We start from the raw sequence: 24,209 nt of genomic DNA on the forward strand, positions 1-24,209 counted from the left end.
ATACATCCCGCTCCACCACGCTTTCCGAAGCATGCTCCGGTGGGCGAACGGCGTCCACCATGACGGCACAGGCAATCCGCAATCGTTCACCGGCATGCGACACATGGGCTCCTTGGAGCCCGTACACGTGACTGACTGAGTTCGACATGCGCCGCTGCCAGCCGGCAGCGGCGACATGGCGAGCCAAGTCGGTGGCTGGGCAGTGTCCGACGAGTCATGGCGTGCAGGCAGCGGCCGGTTGCTGGGGAGACTCCGCCCTGCTTGTCAGAGGTGCGCAGTACCGTCCTGTCATGGCAGCCAGAATCGATCTGACCCTTGATTGCACGAACGCGCAGCTCCTTGCCGAGTTCTGGAAGACGGCCCTGGGGTATGTCGATGAGCCGCCGCCCGCTCCCTTCAGTACCCGCGAGGAGTGGCTCGCGCAGTTCGACCTCCCGGATGACGATTCCGTGGACGACGCCGCATGGCTGTGCGATCCCGACGGCGTCGGCCCCCGGCTCTCCATTCTCAAGGTCCCTGAACCGAAAGCAGCGAAGAACCGGCTGCACATCGATGTCCGGGTGCCGGGACATGGCAGTTCCGACGAGCGCTGGGCGCGGATCAAGGCAGAGGCCGAACGCCTGGTGAAGGCGGGCGGGAACATCCTCAGTGAGTTCGACGAGCACCACATCGTGATGGCCGACCCGGAGGGCAACGAGTTCTGCGTCGCTGCGGCCTCGGCCTGAGGACTGACAAGGCGTGGCTCGCTTCCGCGGAACGTCGCATTCGCCGCACGACTGCTCGCGACCGCTTGTGAGTTCCCGCAATCGGCTAACGGGCAGAGGCATAGGCGGATCGCGGCGGCGGTAACGGTGCCGTGGAAGACGTAGGGCCGTTTGTCGTACCTCGTGGCCACGGCCCGGAAGTTCTTGAGTCGGTTGATCGTGCGCTCGACCTCGTTACGGCGTTTGTGGATCGTCGTGTCGAAGCCGGGGACCGACCGCCCTTGTTGCCCCGGCTTTGACGGTTGGCCCGCGGGTTCCTGGGTTCGGGGATGGTGTGCTTGATCTGGGGCAGTCCGCGCGGGTGCGTGGGTGTCCGCAGGCGGGCCGGGCGAGGCGGATGTGGTCCAGGACCTCGATCAGTTGCGGGGCATCGCCCCACTGGCCCGGTGTGATCACAAATGCGAGCGGCCGCTGGCTGCCTTCGTCGGCGCGGCACACTATGGAGTCCGTGCTCACCTGGACCAGTCGATGCGGCCCTCTGGGGCGGCATCAGCCTGGACAGCCCGCAGAATCCTGTCCCACGTGCCGTCCGTTGACCAGCGTCGATGCCTGTCGTGCACGGTCTTCGACCTGCCGGACCGGAGCGGTAGGTCCCTCCACGGTATGCAGGTCCGCTGTCGGGCAGAGGATTCCGTCGATCACTCTACGGTGGCTCTTCCAATGTCCGCCTCGTCCAGCGTCCAGCGTCCAGCGTTCTGCGGCAGGTGCGGCAGGTGCGGCAGGTGCGGCAGGTGCGGCTCCAGCCGAACCCACTCCTTGCCCGAGAGGTCACCCCGCCCGGCTACTGGGGCGAAGACACCTTCGCATCCTGCCTACCGCATAAGGCGTTTGCGAGATCAGACTGCAGGCCCCCCAACTGGCACGAGGGACCCCATGAGTGGCAGCACCTGGTGCTTTCCACCGTCACGGCTCGGTGGCTCGAAGGGCCCGGGGCACTGAGTCTTCGCCATCTTCGAACATGCAGGTCGGAGGCTCTGGCGTGGCGCTCGCTGGAGATACTCATGGTGATCTTGGAACCCGACCCAGCCAGCCGGGTTGTTAATGTCAAAGAGTCGCCTGCGGTGGCGCGGCCCGAAGGGCACATCAGCTGGCCTGGCCCGGAGCCGGCGCCGGTGACCACGATTGCCTGGCGGCTGGCGCACGTCATCGTCTCCGTGCTGGGCTATCGGGTCGGATGGCACTTCGGCGGCCAGGACGTCGAGTCCGAGACCTTCGCCTATGCGGGGACCGCTGACGAGGCGCTGAAACAGCTCGATGAGATGTACGGGAGATGGAACGCGGGGGTCCGCGAGCTCTCGGACACTGACCTGGAGAATCCGCCCGCGGTGGGTCCCGAGCGGTTTCCCATGGAGGGCATCGTCCTGCACGTCAACAGGGAGCTGATCCATCACGGCGCCGAGATTTCCCTGCTGCGTGACCTCTACCGCTGGCGGGACGAAGCCGTACCGCACCGAATATGACTTTCTTCAGTGAAGCTGTGCCCTCTTGAAGTAGCTGGTCAGGGTGGTGGCGTGAGGGTCGTTCGGGGTGGTCACGCTGGTGTTGGACAGATGCCTCGGGTGTGGATCAGCTGTCAGCGGATTCCTTCGAGGTTCGTCAGGACGAACAGGGCGGGCAGCAGGCCGGTCGCGCGGGCGGGAGCGGTGCGGAGCTTGGTGAGGATCCGCCAGTTCTTGAGATGGGCGAAGCCGTGCTCGACTGTATCCTCCACCGCCATCGCGTGCTCGCGGACGAGAACCCCGCGCAGCTGCAGTTCGACGTCGGCAAGCCTTTCCGCGGTATGCACCAAGGCGTCCGCTGCGCGGAGGAACTCCGCTGTGGCCACGCCGAGTTGTGCGTGGAACCAACGCTCGGAACCGGTGCGATCCTGGATCTGCACGGTGCCCGGCCGCGGGGGACGAGTACGTGATGGCCACCGTGGCGCCGACTGGCACGTCACCGGGCCGGTTCAGCTTCGGCGCGGCGCGGCCGGCGTCCCGTGCCGGCGCCGCAGAGGACGCACAGCCTCGTGCCCGTGGCACAAGAAGGCATTCGGTGATCTTTCCCACCTTGTGCGCCGCGCCGCGTCGCGGGACGCTCGAAACCCATCCGGAAGATCAAGATCCACCGGATTCCCCAAGAGCATCGGAAAGAGGTCAACGGTGACCAACCTCGCCCTCAACCTGGCCCGCACTGCGACGGCACGCCCCGAGGCCACCGCGATACAGCTGGACGGACAGGCGCTCGACTACCGCTCGCTCGACGAGCGCAGCGCCCGCGTCGCAGGCTGGCTGGCCGCCCAGGGCGTCGTACCAGGTGACCGGGTGGCGATCCTGTTGCCGAACATTCCGCACTTCGCGGTCGTCTACTACGGCGTGCTGCGCCTCGGCGCGGTCGCCGTGCCGATGAACCCGCTCTTGAAGGCCCCCGAGATCCGCTACAGCGCCGGCGACTGCGGCGCCCGAACGATCCTGGCCTGTGGTCCGGCGTTCGCCGAGGCCGGTGCCGCCGCCGACGAGCTCGGCATCGTCTGCACCGATGTCACCGCGGACGACTTCGCCGCCGCGCTGGGCGCGGTCGAGCCGCGTACCGAGGTCACGGACCGCGACGCCGACGACCTTGCCGTCCTGCTCTACACCTCGGGCACCACGGGCCGCCCCAAGGGCGCCCGCCTCACCCACGGCAACCTGGGCAGCAACACCGAGGCCGTCGTACGCGAGTTGGGCCTCACGGCGTCGGACACCCTCTTCGGAGGCCTGCCCTTCTTCCACGTCTTCGGTCAGACCTGCGGGCTGAACGCCGCAGTCCTCATCGGCGCCCGTGTGACGCTCCTGCCGCGCTTCGACGCCGCGAAGGCGCTGCAGATCCTCGCCCGTGACCGGGTCACGGTCATGGAGGGCGTGCCCACCATGTTCCTGGGCCTGCTCGCCGCGGCGGACGCGGCGGGCTCGACGGGGCTCGCGGACGGCGACGGAATCCGGTTCTGCGTCACCGGCGGCTCGGCGATGCCCGTCGAGGTCCTGCACCGCGTCGAGGCGGTCTTCGGCTGCCCGGTCGCCGAGGGGTACGGCCTGTCCGAGACGTCCCCGGTGGTCACCTTCGGCGGGATCGAAGGACCCCGCAGGCCCGGCTCCATCGGCACCCCCATCGACGGCGTGCAGGTACGGCTGATCGACGACGAGGGCAAGGACGTCGCCGAGGGCGAGGTCGGCGAACTGGCCGTCAAGGGACCCAATGTGACGCCCGGCTACTGGAACCGACCCGATGCCGACGAGTCCGCCTTCACCGACGGCTGGTTCCGCACCGGGGACCTCGCGCGGCGCGATGAGGACGGCTTCTACTTCATCGTGGACCGGAAGAAGGACCTCGTCATCCGCGGCGGCTACAACGTCTACCCGCGCGAGATCGAGGAAGTCCTCTATGAGCACCCGGCCGTCGCCGAGGCCGCCGTCCTCGGTGTCCCGCACGAGTTGCACGGTGAGGAGATCGCCGCCGTCGTCACGCTGAAGCCGGGTGCCGAGGCCACGGCGGACGAACTGCGTGCGTTCGTGAAGTCCCGCGTGGCCCCGTACAAGTACCCGAGGATCGTCCAGCTGGTGCCGGGCCTCCCGAAGGGCCCGACCGGCAAGATCCTCAAGCGGGAGATCGCGGTCGAGAACTGAGCGAAAGGGCCGACGTGGAGAGGGGCTGACCGGCCGCGTTGTCACGGGGCGGCCATGGCGTGACGTCAGGGGCGAGCAATGCACTGACCGTGTTCCGCTGTGGCCCGATGCGGCGCATGCCTGAAGGACGGCGAGGGGCGGACGATGTCCGCCCCGGACGGTGTGAGCCGCAGCGTCACCGATTCGACGTCCCGCCAGGCGGCTTGCCGGGCAAGTACGGCAAGCCGCCTGGACCGCCCTTGATCTGCCGCTCGCCGCGTCGGCCCTCGCGGATGGGCTGACAGTACGGCAAGTCGCCAGGGGTGGTAGGGGCCGCAGGAGCAGGCGACGTGTACGACGTCGCGGTGCGTGGCGTCGTCTTCGCCAGTCATTCAAACCCGGGTATCCGGTCGGAGCCTTCCTTGGCGGCGAGGAGCCGGCCTTGCACGGACTCTTCGGGGACGTGAAACGCGCAGCGTGTGCAGGCTGGGCCGCTACGACAAGGCGGGCCGCCTGGCCTCCTGGGAGAACAGCACCACGACCACGTCCTGCGAGTGGGACGCGGCTGGCAACCGCACCAAGGCCGAGGGCGTCACAGAGACCTACGACGAACGCAACCGTCTCGTCGCGCAAAGGAACACGCACTACGGCTACACCGCCCATGGCGCCCTCGCCTCCATCGAATCCGGCAAGGGCGACCAGCGCCGCCTCACCTCGGGCGGCGGCCTGCTGGCCGCCTCGGACGGCAAGGCGGCGGTTCAGCGGGCGCTCACGGACCGGCACACCGACGTGGTCCGGGGGCCCGCCCCCTGACGGGATGAAGGTCACGGGCTCGACCGCGTACGACCCGTTCGGCACCGTGACCGCGCAGCAGGGTGCCACGTCCTCGACCGGCGGATGCACCGGGAGCCGAATCTACAGTAATGTAGAAGCTTGTCGGGTGTCATGCCGTCAATTCGCCATGACGAGGGGCATGTTGCGACCGCTGGCGTGCATTCCCTCTCGAAGTCCCGGCCGGGCCCGCGGCGCCGCCCTGTGCGGTCCACCCGCCGCGGAACCCTTACGTCGATCAGTTCCAGTCAAGGAGACAGGACCCTCCCATGTTTGACGCCCTGAAGAACCTCAAGGACAAGGCCGAGGATCTTGCAGAGGCCCACGGTGACAAGATTGCCGACGGGCTGGAGAAGGTCGGCGACTTCATCGATGGCAAGACCGACGGCAAGCACAGCGACAAGATCGACGCTGCTGTGGACAAGGCCCAGGGCTACGTCGAGAAGCTGGGGGAGAAGGGGAACTGACCGGGCCCTCTTCCGCGATCTCGTGGTCGGTGCGCGCTCACGACGGGGCGCCCACTCGGAAGGGCTTCCCGAAGTCACGGCATGACTCGTCCAGGTCCTTGGGCGGGCAGGTGACCCTCAAGGAACGGCTGCTGATGGCGGACTCTCCGGTGCGATGCGCATCTCTCGGAACATTCACCGCGATGTCTGTTGCTGGAGCCGAGGGATCAGCCCAGCCGTCACGTCCTGATGCGCGTACCTGGTATTCGGCGGTGGAGTCCGCGTTCACCTCTGTCTTCGAGAGCGACCTGTGGGGGGACGGAATCCGAAGGGCCGTTGCCGACTGGCTGGGCCCGGCTGCCGTGCACTATGTGGAGGGTATGCCGGGCAGGAAGTATCGCGCGGTCCTCCCGTGGCTGACGGTGCGCGCCGACGCCGAGTACACGGCTCATTGTCTGATGCCGGAGCTGCTGTTCTCCGTCTTCTACTGCCTCGACGATTTGGACGACGGCAAACGACTGCGCTACGGGGCCCCTACCGGTCTCGCCGTCCACGGCCCCACCGAGCTGGCGACCACCGTCGAACGCGCCGCGCATGGCTTGCCCGGCACCGGTCCACTGTCGAGGCTGCCCGACGGCCTCTGGTCCGAGTGCGTTGCCGACATGACTGCCGGACAACGATCGCGCGGCTCCCTCGCCCCGGAAGACTTCGCGTGGGAACGCTACGTCGAGACCGCTGTGCGGCGCATCGCCTTCGTCGGTCACTCCTGGGAGTACGCCCTGGCCTGCGCATCCGAGCGCCAGGCCGTTTCCTTCGTCCGGCGCGTGTACCCCTGGTGCGCCGCGGCAGGCCAGTTGCGCAATGATCTGCGCAACACCACCGGACGTGAAGGCTCCGGCGGCGGAATACCGTATTCGGATGTTTACGCGGGTCGAGTGTCCGCCGTATCCGGTCTCTTGTTGGAACGTGCGGAGGGCGCCGACCGCCGCTGGCTGCTCAGCCGCGTATGGGGGCGTCATCCCGCGCCGGAGGACACCCACGCACGCTTGGACGCAATGATCGCCGATCTGGGGATTCGAGCCGATGTCGTCGCCGCGGTGAAACAGTGCGTCGAACGCATTCGGGAGCCCTTGGGAACGGTCGGCTTGCACAGCGATGTACGTACCTTGTGGGATGCCTGGATCACCCGGCAGATCGAGGTCGGGGTGTACCGGGACTGCGAGTACGCCGATGACGCGGTCGACGTCTTCACACAGGCCGTGGCCGCTCTGCGGGCTGTGCGATGACGTGCGGTGGTCGGCTCTGTCCGTGGGGAGAGCCGCGCGCTACCGTCGACTGACGCACACAGCAGGGAGACGCCACGTTGCTGACCGAAGCTATGGAAGCCCTGGCCGCGGCAGGGGGCGGAGCGGTGGTGGGCGCCGCGGGGTCGGACGCCTGGGATGCGATACGCCTGGCGGTGGCGCGGTGGTTCGGCCGCGGGGACGCCGAGCGTGAACGTGCGGAGCTGGTTCGCCTGGACCAGACCGCCGCTGAACTGGACGGCGCGGATCTCGCAGACGCGGAGCGGGCACGGATCGGCCACACGGCTGCTTGGCGGACACGGTTCGCGGTGCTGCTCGAAGGCCTTCCTGAACATGAACGCCTTGTCGCGGCCGACGAGTTGCGCGCCCTCGTGACGGCTTGGCCGGGTGGTGACACCTCTGCTGTCACCGGAGACAGTGGCGTGGCCGTCGGCCGCGATGCGACCAACCGCGCGGAACACGGCTCGGTCGCGGCAACGGTCATTCACGGAGGTGTGCGACTGGAACACCCTTCGAAGCCGGATCCGACCCAGGGCTGACCGGACCGGCATCTTCAAGCCCCCGCGCGGCAGGACCGGCGCCTTCGCGCGCCCGCGCAGCCGGACCTGCGAACCCTGGCCGCGACGGCCTGCCCAACGTGCTGAGAGCTGAGGCGTCCGACCACAGCATCGCCGTGGGAAGCGCCGGTCAAGTCATCTACCAAGTGACATCCGGGCGCCCGTTCTCCTGGCCTCACCAGGTCGGAGTCATCCCGCGCAGAGCGGATTCCTTCCAACACCGCTCGCTCGTCGAGGCATTGGAGAACGCCGTGGCGACCGGCAGGACGACTGTCCTGGGGCAAGTGCTCACCGGAATGGGCGGAGTCGGCAAGACCCAACTCGCGGCACACTACGCACGCCACGCATGGCAGACCGGCGCGGTGGACCTGCTGGTCTGGGTGACTGCGACCTCGCGATCCGCTGTCATCACCGGCTATGCGCAGGCCGGATCCGAGGTCACCGGCCTCGACGCCCTGGGGGCCGAAGCCGGTGCCAACGCGTTCCTGGCCTGGCTGGAACCCAAGGCGCACGGTGTGCCGAACAGCGGTACCCCGTCAGCGGCTCATCGTGGCCACGACTGCCGCTGGCTGGTGGTGCTCGACGATGTCGCCGACCCGGCCGACCTGAACGGCCTGTGGCCCCCCGAACATCCGAACGGCCGCATCCTTGTCACCACGCGCCGCCGGGACGCCGCCCTCACCGGTCCGAATCGCCATCTGATCAATGTCGGCTTGTTCACGGCAGAGGAGTCGGTCGCCTACCTCGCCGCGCGTCTGTCCGCCCACGGTCGAGCCGGATCCCTCGATCAACTTCACGCCCTGGCAGCTGACTTGGGACACCTCCCGCTGGCTCTCTCGCAGGCCGTGGCGTACGTCATCGACGCCGACCTCGACTGCGAGCGGTATCGGGAGCTGTTGACCGGTCGTGCCACGTCCTTGGCGGAGCTCACGCCCGAAACCGCCGCTCTGCCCGATGATCAAGCCGCGACGATCGCCGCCGCTTGGTCGCTGTCCGTGGAGCGCGCCGATCGCATGCGTCCGGCAGGCGTGGCCCGGTCCATGCTGCGACTCGCCGCCGTTCTCAATCCCAACGGCATCCCCGCCGCCGTACTCAACAGCCCCGCTGTCCGTGCGTACTTGGCCGAGCACCGCTCGCCGGTCGAATCCTGCGCGGCACCGGATGCGGAAGCTGCGAACACGGCATCACTGCCACAGCGGTGCAGTTCCCAGAGCGGTTCCCCCGTGGCAACGGAAGCGGAAGCGGTCGGAGCGCTGCGGGCCCTGCACCGCCTGAGCCTGATCGACCACACCCCTCGCGCGGCCGGCCAGGCAGTCCGTGTCCACCAGCTCATCCAGCGGGCGGTCCGGGACACCCTGTCCCTCGATCAGCTCCGCCGACTCGCCCGCAACGCCGCGGACGCGCTCCTCCAAGCCTGGCCCGAGATCGAACGCGACACCGACCTCGCCCAATCCCTGCGGGCCAACTGCGATGCGGTGTCCCGGCTCGGAGAGAAGGCTCTGTGCACCCCTGGGGTTCACCCTGTGCTGTACCGCAACGGGCGCAGCCTCGGGGAGAGCGGTCAACCAGGGGCCGCGGTACGTCACTTCGAAGCCTTGGCTGATGCCGCGGGTCGGCACCTCGGTTCCGATCATCGCGACACGCTGACCGCTCGCGGCGGTCTCGCCCGGTGGCGGGGCGAAGCCGGAGATCCCGTCGGCGCGGCTGCGGCGTTCACCGACGTCCTGGTCCACCGCACCCGCGCTCTCGGTCCCGATGATCCGCACACCTTGAGGACTCGGGTCGACCATGTCCACTGGCAAGGGCGAGCGGGAGACGCCGTGGGTGCCGCCGCGGCGTGCGAAGAGCTGCTCCCCGACATCACCAGGGTGCTGGGCCCCGATCATTCCGACACGCTGCTCGCACGGCACAACCTCGCTTGGTGGCGGGGCCGAGCCGGGAATGCTGTCGGGGCGGCCGAGGCCTTCCAGTGTCTACTCGACGATGCGGTCCTCGCGCTTGGTCCGGATCATCCCCGTGCCGTGAGCATTCGGCACGATCTTGCCTACTGGCGGGGAGAGGCAGGCGACGGGCCCGGCGCGGTCGCCGCGCTGGAGGAGTCGTTGGAGCACACCCTTCGGGTTCTTGGTCCCGAACATCTCGACACGCTCACTGCCCGCAGCAATCTGGCCCGGTGGCGCGGCAAGACGGGAGATCCGGTGGGCGCGGCACAGGCGCTGTCCGACCTGCTCGTCGACCGGACACGGGTCCTCGGCGCCGACCACCCGCACACCCTGGCCACCCGCAACGACGCCGCCTACTGGCGGGGCAAGGCCGGAGACCCCGACGGGGCGGTACGAGCGCTGTCCGACCTGCTCGTCGACCGCACACGCATCCTCGGCGCCGACCACCCCCACACCCTCACGACCCGCCACGACCTGGCCTACTGGCAGGGCGAAGCCGGAGACCCCGACGGCGCGATGCGCATGCTGACCGCCGTGCTCGCTGACGAGGAGCGGGTGCTCGGCCCCGACCACCCGCAACTCCTGGACACCCGGGCCAAACTCGCCCATTGGCGCAGCCTCGCGGCGCCGGGTGACGCGGGCGGGCCGGGCGCGGCCTTCCGAACGGGAACGGCGTCCGACTGACTGGTCGGCCGCCGCCGAGATCACTCGCGTGCCGCTCCGACAGCGTTCAGCACACCCGGGGCGGGCCGTTCAAGGCAGTGGAGCAGATCTGGTGAGACCCGGTCACGGCCACCGCCAGGTGAGGCATACCTCGTGCACTCCACGGGCGATGGACGAGAGTTCGGGGCGGGTGGTCAGTGCCCCGATCAAGGGGGCCTCGGCGGCCAGCGCGGAGAGGAGGTCCCGGCGGCCTCGGTCGGCGAGGCCGCGCAGTCGTCGGGAGAGCAGGGCGTGGAGGCTTGTGCGGTGGGGGCCTGCCAGGTCGGCCACAGCGATGCCGTGGCGGGCCAGGACGAGGACGCCCGCGTGGACCGCCTCGTCGGTCGTACGGGAGCAGACCGCGTCGACGAGCGCCTTGCCCAGGTCGCGGTCCTCGGGCAGCGCGGCGGCGAGGCCCGCGGTGACCCGCAGGGCGTCCTCGTCGCCGAGGCCGCCGAGACGGGAGATCACCCACGTACGCCACTTGCGTGCCGTGTCGGGCTCCGCGTATCCGATGAGCAGGCACAAGCAGGCGCAGGCGTCCGCGGGGTCCTCGAAGGCCATGGCTGCGGCGTGGACGAAATCCGCCCATGGCGGAGAGGCGTCGGCCGGTGTGAGGTGCTCCTGGGCCACGAACAGGGCCCAGAAGCGGGCGAACGGATCCGTCAGTCCGCGGATCCCGGCCACCAGCGCCGCGCGGTCCTCGCCGGAGAAGAGGGGCAGCAGCGCCGCGCTCACATCGGCCCGTTCGAGATCCGGCAGCTCTTCGACCCGCGTGGCCAGGCGTCGCGCCGCGGTCCCGGTGAGGTGCGGGGCGAGAGCGGTGAGGAACGCGGCGCGCTCCCCGTGGACCAGAGCGAACGTCTCCTTCAGCCGATTCTCGCGCATCCGGCTCGTGAACGCGTGGGCGTACCTGTTGTGCCGGACGGGGGAGAACCAGCGGTCCGTGTCCTCGAGTGCGCGCACGTCGTCCAGGAGCAGGGCGAACACCTTGTGGCTCACGCCCTGGTCATCCGGGAGCCCTGGGGAGTCCGGGTGCGTGGCGGCATCGACGAGTCCGTCCCGCTGTGCCGGGGTGAGCGTGGGCAGGATCAGGGCGAGGCCTTCGAGGCGCTCCGTGTGGTCCATCGGCTCACCGAGCAGCTGCGCCAAGGTGTGGTCGACGATCGCACGGTGGTTCTCGGGTTCCAGGATGCCGGCTGTCGCTTCGAGCACCCTCGCCCGTGCGACGGCCGACGCACCGACGAGCAGTTCCACCAGGGATTGTTCGAGGGCGCCCGCAAAGAACGGGCGCAGGACGACCCGGACGAGGAACTGCCGTTTCTCTTCGTCGTCGCCTCGGGACAACCCGCCCTCGATCTCGGCACGGTCCTCGATGCCCAGCAGCCGGTGGTACTCCGCGGTCTCCTGCGCGCCGAGAGAGGCGTGCTCGTCGGCGTCGAGCAGGAATCCGCGGCCGTGCCGAGGGAAACGGCTCATGACGAACTCCCGTGCGGGACGGGCCCGTTCGTCCGTCACCTCGCGCAGGTGCGGCAGCAGATCCGCCAGGAGATCGAGACGCTCCGTCTCGATGGCGATGAACTCCAGGGCCCCGACCGTGCCCGAGGCCACCAGACGATCCCGGCGCTCGGCGGCGAGGGCGGGGAAGCCGGGGAGGGCGGGAAGCAACTTGGCAGGCAACCACGACCGCGGCCCGCTGTTGGCGAACGTGCAGGCCAGTTCAACGGCTTCGGCCATCCGGCCGTCGTCGAGGCGCGTCACCACGGCCGCGATGAGCTCGGCGAGCTGCACCTCCCGCAATCCCTTGAAGGTCACGAGGGGCTCGGTGACCACGGTTCCCTCCAGCGGGAACGGCGGCTCGGCCGCGTCGGGGAGGCCCTGGTAGGAACGGTGGACCGCGACGGCGTGGTCGAACAGATCGTGGCTCAGGGCGTCGTCCGCGTGCTCCGCGAGCAGCCGAGTGATCCGTTCACGGGGCTCCCACGGCATCTCCTTCGCTGCCTCGAACGCCTGCCGCGCCAGAGGGCCGCGCAGCCGGGGGGCCAGGGCCTCGACAGCCGCGGCGTAGGGGTACTCGTATTCCCAACTCCACCCCCAGGCGGGGGAGTCGCCGATGGTGAGACGACGGGGCAGGTCCTGGGCCGCGTACCAGGCCGCCGGGATCCAGTCGTCGGCGAACCGCGCAGCGGCGGCCGCAAGAGCCAGGCCCCGCCAGCTGTAGGTGGCGAGGTCGTTGACAACCGGCAGTCCGATGATCCGCGCGGCAAGGTCCGGCGTGATGGCCCCCTCGGTCCCGTTGAGCAGGACGAGCAAGGCGTCGAGCCGGTTGTTGGGGTCCATCCGGTCCAGGCGGGACACCGTTTCCCCGCCCAGGTGCGCCGCGTCGAGCTCCCTGTCGGCCCGCTGGAGGCGGCGCAGGACCGCCACGGCCAGATCCGCACCGGCGTCCACGTGCGAGAGGCCTGCCGCGACCCGTTCCTCCAGATCGGCACGCGCTTCGTCGGCGGGATCGAGGAGCGCCACGAACTCGCCGAGCAGCCATGTCATTTCGCGGGCGTCGGGTGCCACGCGCAGCGAGGCGATGGCGCGGGCGACCTGCTCCGCGCCGAGGTAGGGGCCGAGCAGGTCGAGCCCGAGCAGCCGCACCTCGGAGTCTTCGAGCGCCAGCACGTCGTCGAACGCCTCCGCCACCTGCGGGGCGTCCAGATGCGGCAGCAGCAGGGCCAGCGCGGCCAGGCGCGGGACGGTGCGCACCTCCAGCGGGACTCCGTGCCCCATCGCGGTGTGCCAGAAGGCGCTGCGCCGCTGCTCGGCGGGGAGCGTCAGCGCGAAGTCGAGCACGGGCCGGAAGTCCACGTCCCGCAGCTGGTCCGCCGAGAGGCCCTCCCATGCGGATTGGGGGCTGACCGGTGCCTGGGAGAGCGCGCAGCGCAGCAGGTGCCCCTTCACCTTCCGTACGGCGGCGGTGGCGTCGACCAGCTCCGGGTGTTGTGTCAGGGTCTCCACCAAGGCCATCTGGCCCGGCAGTTCGCGCGACAGGTACACGGCCTCCACCATGGCGCCGAGTGTGTCGTCGGGCAGGTGCTGTGCGGTCAGGAGGGAGGCGATCAGCGCCGGGCCGCCCGCCCGGCGGGTGAAGTCGCGGAACTCCTGGTACCGGGCGCCCTCCTCATCCGGCGGCGCCACTTTGTGCTGCGGCTCCTCCGACTGCTCTTCTTGGTCTTGCGGCCCCTCTTCAGCTTCGGGCTCCGGTTCCTCGTACTCCTTGTGATGCTCGGTCGGGTGCGGTACATCCCTCGACGGTGCTCCCTCGACGAACCACTGTCGGGTCAGCGCGTCGAGGGTCTCGGCGCGTGCGCTCTCCTCTTCGGACTCGCGTTCATCCACGCCGCTCGGCGTCCGGGAGGAGGCGGGCTCGGGTAGCGGGCGCGTCAGCCTGCGGGACACATCGCGCACGAGGGCCCACCGGCGGGCCCGGCGAGAGCCCTGTCCGGCAGGGCTGCCTGAGGCATCAGGCCCCTCCTGGGTGTCCTCGGGAAGCGTCAGCCCGTACGCATCGACAAGGCGCGAGCGCGTCTCCGCGTCCCGGACCCCGGCGACCAGCGCGTCGAGCCGGTGCACCAACCGTTCCCCGTCGGGGTGTCCGGCCAGCAAGGGGGCGAGCTCGACCAGGGCGTGGCCCGTCCGGAGCAGGCGGTGCGCGGGATCGATGAGCGAGGCCGCGGAGTCCCTCTCCAACTGGGCCAGCAGCGTCTCTGCCTCGCCCTCTTCCCCTCGCGCCTCCTCCCCTTGGGCCTCGTCCTCTTGCCCCTCCTGCGCTTCACGTCCGTTCAGCTCGGCCAGATCGTCGATGAGCGCGTCGGCGACCCGCGCGACGAGCCGGGGACGGCGGATCTCCGGGGCGGCGCACAGCAGGGCCACCGTCTCGCTCGCCTCCAGGCCCTGTGGCCGGTGCCGCTTCCACGAGAGTCGGGCGGGCATCTGCCAGCCCACGACGCGCGCCGTGTCCTCCAGGCCGGCGGCGACCGCCGTCCGGGCGGGCGCGTCGAGCAGGGTGATGCCATCGAGGAGGGCGCGGGCCGGGACTTCGTCGCCGGGCAGGGCGGCCAGCGCGACGACCTGCGCCTGAACCGTCTTCCGCGTGGACTCGGTGAGCGGCGCGAGCGCGAGCAACCGGTAGTAGCCGTCGGCCTGTTCGCCCGGGGACGCGGCGCGGCCGATGGTCGAAAGGGCCCGCGTCGCCGACCAGTACCCGGTGGCCACCGCGGCGACGACGAGCCGCGACGGAATGTCGTCCGCCGCCGTCACCGAGCTGCGCAGGAGAGCCAGCTGGATGTACCCGGCGAGCGGGTCGGGTATCCTGGCCGGGTCCTCGCGCAGGGCCCGGTCGACGGCGCCCCACGCGATGTCGATGTCGCTCTGGTAGCCGTCCCAGAGCCGGGTCTCCGTGGTCACGCGTCGACGCAGCCGCCGGTCGTCGTGGAAGAGCCGGAGGAGGCGGTCCACCCTTCCGGCCGCGCTCAGGTGGGCAGGCAGGTCATCGAGCGCCAACCGGCCGATCTCGGCGCGGAGTTTCGCATCGTCCGTGGTCATGTCGACGCCCTCCGCCGTCAGTCGGCACCTACGCCCTGTCCAGGACCCGCAGGGCCGACAGGCCCCCCAGGACCGGCGGCCCCGACAGCAAGCGTAAGTGCCTGCAACTCGCCGTCGACCACGGCCATCGGAGCACCGGTGGCCGCACGTATCCAACGCCGCCCGTCGGCGTCCGTGAACGCGATCGCGCACCGCACCGAGGAGGGGCCCGCGGGCGTTCCGGCGCCGTCGGCGACGGACACGGTCGTCTCAGCCGTGTCACGCGGGCCCAACAGCGGTACGGCGGGCTCGACGTGCACCTCGGGGACGTGGAGGCCGTCGGCCGGATCATCGGTCCAGGAGAGCCACGGGACCGCGTCCCGGATCGGCTCGGAACTGTCGTTGCGCACCACGCACTCGACGCGCCGCCCGCTGCCGCGCACCCGGAACAGCACGCTCACCAGGCGCGCCTGGTTGGCCTCCGCGGCCCGTCGTTCCGCGGCCGCGCGGGCGTCGTCGAGGCGGCGCCGCCGGATCTCCCGCAGCAGCCCCACGGCAAGTAGAAGGGTGGCCGCGGCCGTTCCCACGGCGCCTACCCAGTCGGGGACGCTCCCGAAGTCCGCGGCCGCGTGCATCGCGTCGGAGTGGGCCGTGTCGGCGTGACCGGTTCCGCTCAACCGCCTCAGTCCTCCCCGTGCTCGTTCCCGTACTCGTTCTCCCACAGCACGTCGGAGATCGCCTCGTTGATGCCCTTGATGCTCACGCCCGCGCTGGAAACGGTGTCCTGCTTCTTCAGGAAGTCCCGGAAACTGCTGTGGTAGATGCTGAAGCGAGGACCGTCCGGAGTGCTCTCCCGGCGGAGGAACTGCCGCCAATCCGTGAGGACTTCCTGGATCCCGATGGCGTCCGCCCGCGCGTCGGTTTCGCGCATCACCCTGGCGAGCAGGGCGATCGAGACCGGTGATGCCACCTCGCACAGCACGTACACGACCCAGATCTTGGTGCGCGGGGACGGCCGCGCGGTCATGCCCATCAGCCGCCAGTGGCTCTCGTAGTAGTTCTCGAGGCCGTGGGGCAGCTGCTGGATGTCGAGGTCGCTGTACAGGCCGCCGCTCAGTTCCGGGAGCACATGGCGCAGGTACATGAAGTTGCCCTCGCTCTTCTCGGCGAGGACGTCGACGAACCGGCCCAGCGGGATGCGCTGGTATGCGAGCCACGCCGCCAGTTCGGAGTGGGAGCCGCCCGTGCGCGTCAGGAAGTCGCGGATGTCGACCATGGCGGCGCTCAGGTGCTCGCCCAGGTCGTACCGGCTCCACGCCGTCTCGATGCGCAGCGGCACCTCGGCCCGGCGGCTGCTGACCAGGACGTACACGCCGGCCGGCAGCACGGGCGGCAGGAACAGGACGTTCACCGCGTCCGACTCCTCCTGCCGCTCCGCCTCGTCCAGGGCGTCCACCGCGACGATCAGCGGCACGTCGTCGGGCAGAGCGGCACGGGCTTCGGCGAGCATCCGGCCGACGAGTTCGCCGTAGCGGCCTGTGTCGCCCGCGTCGGCCGGGGCGGCGATGCCGTACTTGGCACGCAGCTGGGCGCCGAGGTTCGTCACGAACTGCCGGGCACCGACGATGCCTTGGCTGCGTACGTTGAAGTGAGCCACGCAGCCGGTGCGGCGCACGTACTCGGCCATGATCGCTGTCTTGCCGTCGCCCGGATCACCCTCGAGGCGGAAGTATCCGCGCCCCGCGGGCCCGCCCACGAAGTCGTCGATCGCGTCGAAGACGTACTCGCGCCCGAGGAAGCCCGCCGTCTTGTCGTCGATCAGCCCGGCCGCACCGCTCGGCAGTGTCACCGGTACGTCCAGGGCGCGGGCCACCTCATCGACCTGCGCGCCGAACCCGTCGTGCCACCGGATGCGGCGGAACGGGCCGACGGGCGCGGCGAGTCGGCCGAGGTCGGTGCCGTCCGGTGCCAGCAGGAACAGCGCGGGGGTGCCGTGCGAGCGCCGCCTCTCCACGGCGCTCGCGATCTGCTCCGCCACGTCCCGTTCGGCCGGGGTGGAGGCGGACGTGGACGTGCCTGTGGTCCCGGAGAGGATCGCGAGGAAGTGCGTGCAGGTGTCGTCCGCCCGCGCCGCCACCGGGACGCCTCGCGCCCGGAGTACCGCCGTCAGCCGGGCGGCGAGCGTTGCGTCCGCGGGCGCGCGTGAGGAGAAGGCCATGAAGACGCGAGGTCGTGCTGTCACATTCCTCCGCTCAGGGGAGCGTCGGCTTCCACCGTTCAGGGGAGCGTCGGCCCTGCCGTTCACGAAGAGAGTATTCCTCCGGCTCCTGACCGTCAGCCCTTGACGACCGTCTCCGTTCCCCCCTCCGAGCTCGCCGTAGCAGGGGCCAGTGCGCGTTCGGCCAGGACTCCGAACACCAGCCCGAAGGCGGTCCACAGGGTGATCTGGACGGCGATCGCCGCCAGCCGGAACTCCCACAGCGCAGCGGCGGGGAAGTGCTCCGGGACCTTGCTGAAGGACGGCAGGAACACGTAGGCGAGCCCAACGGCGAGGACGTAGAACGCGCTCGCGGCGATGGTGGCGTTCCAGTTGCCCAGCAGTGGTGCGAGGCGCTTGCCCAGGACCACCGCGCCGACGGCGAGCAGCACGCCGAGCGCGATCATGAGGAAGTACAGGGCGGTGCGCCGTCCGACCGTGTCGGGGTCGCCGACGGCCGGCGGATTGGCCGGGTACTTCAGGAACGGCACGACGTACACAGTGATCAGACCGGCGGCCGCGAGGAGCAGCGCGCTCGCGCGTGGCCCGAAGCGCCCGATGCGGCCGAGCGCGAAGCAGTACGCGAGGGCGGTGATCCCGCCGAAGGCGACTCCATAGACGAGAACACCGGTTGACAGGCCGGCGGTGGACTGCAGCGTGCGGCTGACGACTTCCGCGCCGTGTTCGTCTTCGTGGGCGTGCGCCTCCTCGAAGGCGATCGCCGCGTCGACGCCTGGCTCACCCAAGAAGTAGGAGACGGCGAGGGCGAGCATGCTCGCGGCGAGTCCCGCGAGCATGCCACGCACCAGCAGGTTGCGGACAGTTGCAGAGTTCATGGGCTGTACGACTCTCCGCTGCCGTCAGTGGCAGGGGAAGCCGAGCAGGTGGCGGGCGTCATGCACCCATTCGTGGACGTCCTGGCCGCTCATCACGGATGTGGCGCCCTGCTCGACGCCGACGAAGTAGAGCAGGACCAGCATCAGGATGCCGAAGAAGACCGCCCAGGGCGCGATGGCGCCGATCGGCAGCTTGGCTGGTACGGCGGTGGGGGTGGTGGTCGGCTGAGCGGCAGACTGCGCCATGGCAGGCCCTCCCGGGGAACTCGCGTCCCGTCTCGGTGGTGCACAGGACGGCGGGGCGGGTCTGACTCACGCGGCCCACCCAGGGGTGAGGACCGGGTTTACAGTGGCGCGACCGTGCCGGAGTTCCACCGGCTTCCGCGAACCCGTCGTCGATATCGACGAGAAGGTACCGCGCAGGGAAGAGGAGGCCAAGGGCGTGAGGGAGCACGGTCATGGGGTGCACGGGGCGTGAAGTCCCGCGGGCAGCAATGATGTTGAGAAGCGGGACGGACGTGTGACGAGTCGAGTCGTGTTGATCTCACCCGCCATCAGCGGGGCGCTGCGGGAGGCGCGCTTCGACGACAGGTGCCCGCTGGATGCTTCTGGTCTGAGGCGTGCGCGGGCCTCGGCCGAGGGTCTGCCGCCGGGGGACCGTGCCTGGGTCTCCCCTTCGGTGCGCTGCCGCGAAACGGCCGAGGCCCTCGGTCTGGACGCCGCGGTCGTACCCGCACTGGTCGGGCTCGATGTGGGGCGCTGGCGCGGCGCGACCCTGGCCGAGGTGAGCGCACGGGAACCGGAGGCGGTGAGCCAGTGGCTGGCGGATCCGGACTCGGCGCCTCATGGTGGCGAGTCGGTACGGGACTTCTGTGATCGGATCTCGGCCTGGCTGGACGGGGCCGCAGAGTCGCCAGGGCGGAGCACGGCCGTGGTGGATCCGGAAGTGGTGCGAGCCGCGGGGGTACGGGTGCTCGGGGCACCCCAGTCGGCGTTCTGGCGGATCGACGTGCCGCCCCTGACTGCGACGGAGCTCAGCGGACGAGCCGGGCGCTGGAACATTCGGTTCGGGCAGTCTCTCGAGCGGGCGCCGGGCCCACCTGACAGTGGTGCGTAGAGGGTACGCAGATGCGGTCGGCGTGAGAGGGCGTACGGCGGAGCCTTGCTCGGCAGGGCCGGGGGGCCGAGGGCGTGGTGTCCCGCGCCGAACACCGGCCGCACTGATCGGACTCAGCGGCCGACCGCCCAACTTCCTTGCTCAATCCCTACCCGGCCACGATGCCCCCCCAGGTCGGAAAGGGGGCTTGACTCTCGGGCCGACAACCACGATCCCCTCTCGCCTGCGGAGAGGGCCAGTTCGGAGAGCGCCGAGAACGAGGCGCGGACCGCCGCCCGCATGCGATGGCGTAGTCGTGCGGGCAGCGGGGGACCGTAAGGGGGAGAACCGTGTCGTCAGGCGCTGACGTAGAGGTCGGATGCCTCAGGTCTGCTCCCTGATGTCCTTGTGTGCGCCGACTACCCCTCGTCCTCCTCGTCGTCGCCCTCGAAGAAGTCGCCCACCTCGTCGACTGCTTCGGCCGCAACCATGCCGCCGACGACGCCGACCGCGAGCCCGGCCGCGCCGGCCGCGACGACGGTGCCCATGCCGGGTCCCGAGCGGTGGTGATCCTCGCGCCCGTGGTGGTGTTCGCCGTGGCCGTTCCCCGAGCCATAGGGGTCACCGTGTCCATACGCGGCGTGCGAGCCGTACGACGAGCGGTGCTCGATGACCTGCCGAATCCAGCCGTCGACCACGCCATTCCAGTCCGCGCGCGCCGCCTCGTCGTGGCCCACCGCGAACCGGGTGACGGTGTCATGGCCGGAGGAGAAGACCCCGCCGCGCTTGTCCGCCTCCAGGACCACCTCCATGCCCCCGGGGCCGGCGAGGAAGGTCAGCTCGATCTCGTTGACGGCGTGGGAGTACCGCGGGGCCGGGGTGAGCTCGATCTCCTGATAGAAGGGAAGTTGCTGGCCGGTACCGCCGATGCGGCCGTACTCCAGGTCGGCGGACCGGAAGCCGAAACCCAGTTGGCCGAGGGCCTCCAGGATCGCCTCCTGTACGGGCAACGGGCGCACGGTGAGCGGGTCCAGGTCACCCTTGTCCTTCGCGCCCGCCACCGACAGTTCGGTACGCACACCGAGCACAATCCCGAGACCCTGCCCGTACAACTCCGAGACGGGGGTCTCCCAGGGCAGCGTCACGCTGAACGGCACGCTGCGCTCCTCGCTCGCGGCGAGGCGGAACCCGCCGCCGACAGTGAACCGGTCGAAGGTGACGACACCCTCGCTCTCACCGCCCTCGTGCTCGGCCTCGACCCGGGCTACCAGCTCCAGGGTGATGTGCTCGATGTCGAAGTCGGCGTTGCCGCCCTTGAGATGGACCTGACCCGACAGACTGCCACCGGGCTGGACCGCACCCGGGTCCAGGACCGTGTCGACCGTGGGGCCACCCACACCGAGCGAGCCGAGCAGCCGTTTGAACACCATCGCGGCGTCCACTCCTTCATGTGATCGTTCGTCAAAAGCCCTTATCTACAGGGCTGTAGAAGTATAGAGGCCGCTTCGAGTCGCAGGCGAGCACCCATGAGGGGTGGCGGGAGGGGTAGGTGTTCAGGTCGTGCGGACCGGGTTTGTGCCGGTTGAGAAGGCCCATGGTGACGTCCGGAACCGCCTTGAGGGGCCTTTCTCTTCCTCTGCTGCTCCATGTAGCCGTACAGCAGTGCCTCGTCGCTGAACACCGCGTCGACGCTGCCCTGCGGCGTCGTGAGGTAGGGGCCTATGAAGTCGAGTTCTTCGCCCAGGCGGTAGGCGATGCCCATGTCGAAGCCGCGATTGCGGTGGCCGGCGAACAGGTTGAGTCCCGGCTGATCGAACGCAGTTGCGATGTGCGCGGTGTCCTGGAGGTGTCCCGGAGGATGGGCCTCTTGTCCTCGCTGTCGTCATCGCCGCAGCCCGCTGCAGCGGCCAGACCGAGCGCGGCCGTCGGCGCGATGCCGGATCGTACTGTCAGTCCTCTGCGAGTCGGCGCCGTCGTCGCGGCTTCCGTCCGAGGGCGCGGGGCCCGTCGAGTCGTTGTCAGTCGTTCATGTCGGTCGCCAATATCGGTCGCTAATGTCGGTCATCCGTGCCAGTCGTCCACGTGCGCCGAGGTCACCGACAGGTCCAGCACGCAGTTGGGTTCCGCCTTCATGCGCAGCGTGAGGAGGGTGTTCTTGTGGTCGCGGCCCAACTCGAAGACGAACTCCTCACCTGGGCCCTCGGGTTCGAGTTCGAACTTGTGGGTGATGTCCCCGCCCTTGGCGTACCGGACCGCCCCGATGCCGAGAATGACGACCGGATTGACGAGGAATGCCGCGGCGAGCAGTCGTGTGTTGTCGGTCGGCTGTTCCTTGACGCGGGTCGCCACGCGGACCAGTCGGCGCGGCGCCCGTCGCCGCCGCGTGCCGGTCGCCGGAGGGTCCGGCGACCGGCTTTCCGGTGCATTTGTTCGGACCGACTTGAGTTGTTGGACACTTCTGGGAAGGCCGGACGGATGCTGCGGGAGCCGGTCGGCGACGCGGACGTCTCCTGCGGGGCGCCTAGCGCGTCGCGAGCCGCTCCAGCAGGGCGGCGCTCTGTGCCAGCAACGTCCGCTCCTCGTCCGTGAGTTCGGCCTCGATGGCCTGGGCGAGCCACCCGGCCCTGCGGCCGCGCTCCGCTTCGAGCGCGGCCCGGCCCGCGTCCGACAGCTCGACCAGTGACTTGCGGCCGTCCGTGGGATGCGCCCGGCGTGTGATCAGGTCTTGTTCCATGAGCAGGCCCACCGACCGGGCCATCGACTGGGGGCGTACGCGCTGATCGGCGGCGAGGTCGCTGGTCGTCATGGCGCCGTTGCGGTCGAGTGCGCCGAGCACGGCGGCCTGGCCCAGCGGGATGCGGTCCTCGTGTTTGACGCGTCGGGTGAGCTTGCCCATCGCAGTGCGCAGTTCAGCGGCGATCGCGGCGGCTTCCGAGGTGGGCATAGGGCACTTTATCCCGTTGGCCAGCAAAGCTGTGCACCTGACCTGCACGGCAGTGGTGTGCAGCAGTGGTGTGCAGCATTGCTGTACAGCAGTACTGCGCAGCAATGCTGTGCAGCAAAACTGAACAGCATTGCTGTATGGTTTTGCTCTGTCGGGCTCAGCGCCAGCGTCGTCGCAGCCGGGGCCACGGCACACGACAACGGGAAGGAACTCCCATGTCCGCACAGGCAGTCGAACCCGCCAAGAACACCGAACCCACCAAGAACGCCGACGCCGTCATCGAGACCGTCACCGCCCGCCGGATCATCGACAGCCGGGGTAATCCCACGGTCGAGGTCGACGTCGTCCTGGTGGACGGGTCCCTGGGGCGCGCGGCCGTCCCCTCCGGTGCCTCCACCGGTGCCCGCGAGGCCGTGGAACTGCGCGACGGGGACTCCGCGCGCTGGCACGGCAAGGGCGTCGACCGCGCGGTGGCCCACGTCAACGGAGAGATCGCGGCGTCCGTGCGCGGCCGGGACGCGACCGACCAGGCGGGTCTCGACGCCGCGCTGGTCGCCCTCGACGGCACCGCCACGAAGTCCCGGCTCGGCGCCAACGCGGTCCTCGGCGTCTCCCTCGCCGCGGCCAAGGCTGCCGCGGCTGCACACCGGCAGCCCCTCTACCGCTACCTCGGCGGCGCCGACGCCCACCTGCTGCCGCTGCCGATGATGAACATCGTCAACGGCGGTGCCCACGCGGACAATCCGCTGGATTTCCAGGAGTTCATGATCGCGCCCGTGGGCGCAGGCACCTTCGCCGAGGCCGTACGCATGGGCAGCGAGGTGTTCCACACCCTGCGTCGAGACCTGCTGACCGCAGGGCACTCCACGGGCGTCGGCGACGAGGGCGGCTTCGCGCCGGCGCTCCGTACCGCCGAGGAAGCGCTCGACTTCGTGATGAGCGCCATCGAGCGCACCGGTTACCGCCCCGGCACGGACATCGGCCTGGTCATGGACCCGGCGTCGTCGGAGTTCTTCCGTGACGGCGTGTACCACTACACGGGCGAGGGGGTGCGCCGCACCCCCTCCGAGCAGGCCGACTACTTGGCCGAGCTCATCGACGCCTACCCCGTCGTCTCCATCGAGGACCCGATGGCGGAGGACGACCTGGACGGCTGGCGCGAGTTGACGACCCGCGTCGGTGACCGCTGTCAGCTCACCGGCGACGACGTGTTCTGCACGAACGAGACGCTGCTGCGCGAGGGCATCCGCACCGGCGTCGGCAACTCGGTCCTGGTCAAGGTCAATCAGATCGGAACCCTGACCGAGGCGCTCGCCACGGTGGCCACGGCCCACGAGGCGGGCTGGACGGCTGTCATGTCGCACCGCTCGGGCGAGACGGAGGACACCACCATCGCGGACCTGGCGGTGGCTACCGGCTGCGGTCAGATCAAGACCGGCTCGCTCTCCCGCTCGGATCGCACGGCGAAGTACAACCAACTGATCCGGATCGAGGAGGAGTTGGGCGACGCGGCGCACTTCGCGGGTCGCTCCGTGCTGCGTCGGGTGTGAGCAGCGAGCCCGTGTCGGTCTCGTGCCAGGCCCATGCGAGGCCCGTGCCGGGCTCATGCGAGGCTCATGCGAGGCCCATGCCGGGCTCATGCGAGGCCCGTGCCGGGCTCATGGAAGGCCCACGCCGGTCCATGCCGGGCCCGTATCGGTCCCCAACCGGGCTAGATCAGAGGTGACCGCGGTCCCTGTCTGATCTGCCAGCCCGGTGATCACATCCGCCTCGCGGATGCGATGCGTGCACAACAGGATGTTTCCGGGCGTAATACCTTCAGGGGCACGACAGGTCGGCACCCTCCTCCTGTCCCTCCTTTCCGGCTACTCCGAACGACTCCGTGAGGCAGCACCCATGACCCTGAGCATCCGCAACCAGATTCCCGGCACCGTCGCGTCCATCACGACCGGCGAGGCCATGGCGACCGTCAAGGTCCGCCTCGCGGGCGGCCAGGACGTCACCGCCGCGATCACCGCCGAGTCCGTCAAGGAGCTCGGCCTCGCCGAGGGCTCCGAGGTGAAGATCCTCGTGAAGTCCACCGAGGTGTCCTTGGCCACCGGCCCGGTCCAGGGCCTCTCCATCCGCAACCAACTCGCGGGCACCGTCACCGACGTCGCCACCGGCGGCGCCATGGCCTCCGTCAAGGTCGACGTCGAGGGCGGCGCGCTCACCGCGGCCATCACCAAGGACGCCGTCGCCGACCTGGACCTCGCGTCCGGGTCCTCGGTCGTCGCGCTGATCAAGTCGACCGAGGTCTCGCTCGCCACGGCCTGATCCACCGGCGTACGCGTCGAC

At 69.8% G+C, this 24,209-nt stretch carries 20 protein-coding genes, 1 pseudogene and 1 riboswitch; of the genes and pseudogenes, 11 read left to right on the forward strand and 10 right to left on the reverse strand.

Annotation, left to right across the window (positions count from 1 at the left end; all coding sequences use genetic code 11):
- Positions 1–290 precede the first annotated feature (290 nt).
- On the forward strand, positions 291–725 hold the full coding sequence (locus tag AB0B50_RS01595) for a VOC family protein (protein ID WP_362323853.1): 435 nt from the start codon (positions 291–293) through the stop codon (positions 723–725).
- Between the two features lie 95 nt (positions 726–820).
- Here the strand turns inward: AB0B50_RS01595 and AB0B50_RS01600 are convergent.
- A pseudogene (locus AB0B50_RS01600) lies at positions 821–1,507 on the reverse strand (transposase); the annotation flags it as partial.
- A 147-nt stretch (positions 1,508–1,654) separates the two neighbouring features.
- Between AB0B50_RS01600 and AB0B50_RS01605 the strand changes: the two are divergent.
- Positions 1,655–2,224: a DinB family protein gene (locus tag AB0B50_RS01605; protein WP_362323856.1), complete on the forward strand. Its 570-nt coding sequence runs from the start codon at positions 1,655–1,657 to the stop codon at positions 2,222–2,224.
- 113 nt (positions 2,225–2,337) lie between these two features.
- Here the strand turns inward: AB0B50_RS01605 and AB0B50_RS01610 are convergent, their stop codons facing one another.
- Entirely contained in the window at positions 2,338–2,550 is a 213-nt protein-coding gene (locus AB0B50_RS01610) for a hypothetical protein (RefSeq protein WP_362323858.1), read from the reverse strand.
- Positions 2,551–2,905: 355 nt separating this feature from the next.
- Between AB0B50_RS01610 and AB0B50_RS01615 the strand changes: the two genes are divergently transcribed.
- From AB0B50_RS01615 to fxsT, 6 genes are all read left to right on the forward strand, one after another.
- Complete coding sequence (locus AB0B50_RS01615) at positions 2,906–4,405, forward strand: long-chain fatty acid--CoA ligase (RefSeq protein WP_362323861.1); 1,500 nt, start codon at positions 2,906–2,908, stop codon at positions 4,403–4,405.
- A 456-nt stretch (positions 4,406–4,861) separates the two neighbouring features.
- Positions 4,862–5,197, forward strand: coding sequence for a hypothetical protein (locus AB0B50_RS01620; protein WP_362323863.1), 336 nt, complete (start codon positions 4,862–4,864; stop codon positions 5,195–5,197).
- A 287-nt stretch (positions 5,198–5,484) separates the two neighbouring features.
- The gene (locus tag AB0B50_RS01625; RefSeq protein ID WP_362323865.1) at positions 5,485–5,682 is read left to right on the forward strand and encodes an antitoxin; all 198 of its coding nucleotides are present in this window, start codon (positions 5,485–5,487) and stop codon (positions 5,680–5,682) included.
- 110 nt (positions 5,683–5,792) lie between these two features.
- A complete protein-coding gene (locus tag AB0B50_RS01630; protein ID WP_362323868.1) occupies positions 5,793–6,947 on the forward strand; it encodes a hypothetical protein in 1,155 nt (384 codons plus the stop codon).
- A 92-nt stretch (positions 6,948–7,039) separates the two neighbouring features.
- Positions 7,040–7,504 (forward strand): hypothetical protein, encoded by a 465-nt coding sequence (locus tag AB0B50_RS01635; protein ID WP_362323871.1) that lies wholly within the window; start codon positions 7,040–7,042, stop codon positions 7,502–7,504.
- Positions 7,505–7,668: 164 nt separating this feature from the next.
- Positions 7,669–10,149: an FxSxx-COOH system tetratricopeptide repeat protein gene (gene fxsT / locus AB0B50_RS01640; RefSeq protein WP_362323874.1), complete on the forward strand. Its 2,481-nt coding sequence runs from the start codon at positions 7,669–7,671 to the stop codon at positions 10,147–10,149.
- 102 nt (positions 10,150–10,251) lie between these two features.
- On the opposite strand, the gene AB0B50_RS01645 is transcribed toward fxsT, so the two are convergent.
- The 5 genes from AB0B50_RS01645 to AB0B50_RS01665 all read right to left on the reverse strand — a co-directional run bounded on the left by AB0B50_RS01645 (position 10,252) and on the right by AB0B50_RS01665 (position 18,078).
- Positions 10,252–14,760, reverse strand: coding sequence for a hypothetical protein (locus AB0B50_RS01645; RefSeq protein ID WP_362323876.1), 4,509 nt, complete (start codon positions 14,758–14,760; stop codon positions 10,252–10,254).
- Positions 14,761–14,777: 17 nt separating this feature from the next.
- Positions 14,778–15,416, reverse strand: coding sequence for a hypothetical protein (locus AB0B50_RS01650; protein WP_362323879.1), 639 nt, complete (start codon positions 15,414–15,416; stop codon positions 14,778–14,780).
- 5 nt (positions 15,417–15,421) lie between these two features.
- On the reverse strand, positions 15,422–16,981 hold the full coding sequence (locus tag AB0B50_RS01655; RefSeq protein ID WP_362323881.1) for a hypothetical protein: 1,560 nt from the start codon (positions 16,979–16,981) through the stop codon (positions 15,422–15,424).
- A gap of 92 nt (positions 16,982–17,073) precedes the next feature.
- Entirely contained in the window at positions 17,074–17,832 is a 759-nt protein-coding gene (locus AB0B50_RS01660; protein ID WP_362323883.1) for a CbtA family protein, read from the reverse strand.
- A gap of 24 nt (positions 17,833–17,856) precedes the next feature.
- Positions 17,857–18,078, reverse strand: a complete 222-nt coding sequence (locus tag AB0B50_RS01665; protein ID WP_362323886.1) for a CbtB-domain containing protein — start codon at positions 18,076–18,078, stop codon at positions 17,857–17,859.
- Positions 18,079–18,114: 36 nt separating this feature from the next.
- Positions 18,115–18,267: riboswitch (cobalamin riboswitch) on the reverse strand.
- 85 nt (positions 18,268–18,352) lie between these two features.
- On the opposite strand from AB0B50_RS01665, the gene AB0B50_RS01670 reads away from it, so the two are divergent.
- Positions 18,353–18,949: a histidine phosphatase family protein gene (locus tag AB0B50_RS01670; protein ID WP_362323888.1), complete on the forward strand. Its 597-nt coding sequence runs from the start codon at positions 18,353–18,355 to the stop codon at positions 18,947–18,949.
- Between the two features lie 398 nt (positions 18,950–19,347).
- Here AB0B50_RS01670 and AB0B50_RS01675 read toward each other — a convergent pair whose 3' ends face one another.
- From AB0B50_RS01675 to AB0B50_RS01685, 3 genes are all read right to left on the reverse strand, one after another.
- Positions 19,348–20,358 (reverse strand): sporulation protein, encoded by a 1,011-nt coding sequence (locus AB0B50_RS01675; protein WP_362323891.1) that lies wholly within the window; start codon positions 20,356–20,358, stop codon positions 19,348–19,350.
- A 631-nt stretch (positions 20,359–20,989) separates the two neighbouring features.
- The gene (locus tag AB0B50_RS01680) at positions 20,990–21,277 is read right to left on the reverse strand and encodes a hypothetical protein (RefSeq protein ID WP_362323893.1); all 288 of its coding nucleotides are present in this window, start codon (positions 21,275–21,277) and stop codon (positions 20,990–20,992) included.
- Between the two features lie 172 nt (positions 21,278–21,449).
- A complete protein-coding gene (locus AB0B50_RS01685; RefSeq protein WP_362323895.1) occupies positions 21,450–21,872 on the reverse strand; it encodes a MarR family transcriptional regulator in 423 nt (140 codons plus the stop codon).
- Between the two features lie 215 nt (positions 21,873–22,087).
- Here AB0B50_RS01685 and eno point away from each other — a divergent pair, with 215 nt between their 5' ends.
- Positions 22,088–23,422, forward strand: a complete 1,335-nt coding sequence (gene eno, locus AB0B50_RS01690; RefSeq protein WP_362323897.1) for a phosphopyruvate hydratase — start codon at positions 22,088–22,090, stop codon at positions 23,420–23,422.
- A gap of 346 nt (positions 23,423–23,768) precedes the next feature.
- A complete protein-coding gene (locus AB0B50_RS01695) occupies positions 23,769–24,188 on the forward strand; it encodes a TOBE domain-containing protein (RefSeq protein ID WP_362323899.1) in 420 nt (139 codons plus the stop codon).
- The last annotated feature ends 21 nt before the right edge of the window (positions 24,189–24,209 follow it).

The organism is Streptomyces sp. NPDC041068, from assembly GCF_040647455.1.
In the GTDB taxonomy this organism is placed as follows: Bacteria; Actinomycetota; Actinomycetes; order Streptomycetales; family Streptomycetaceae; genus Streptomyces.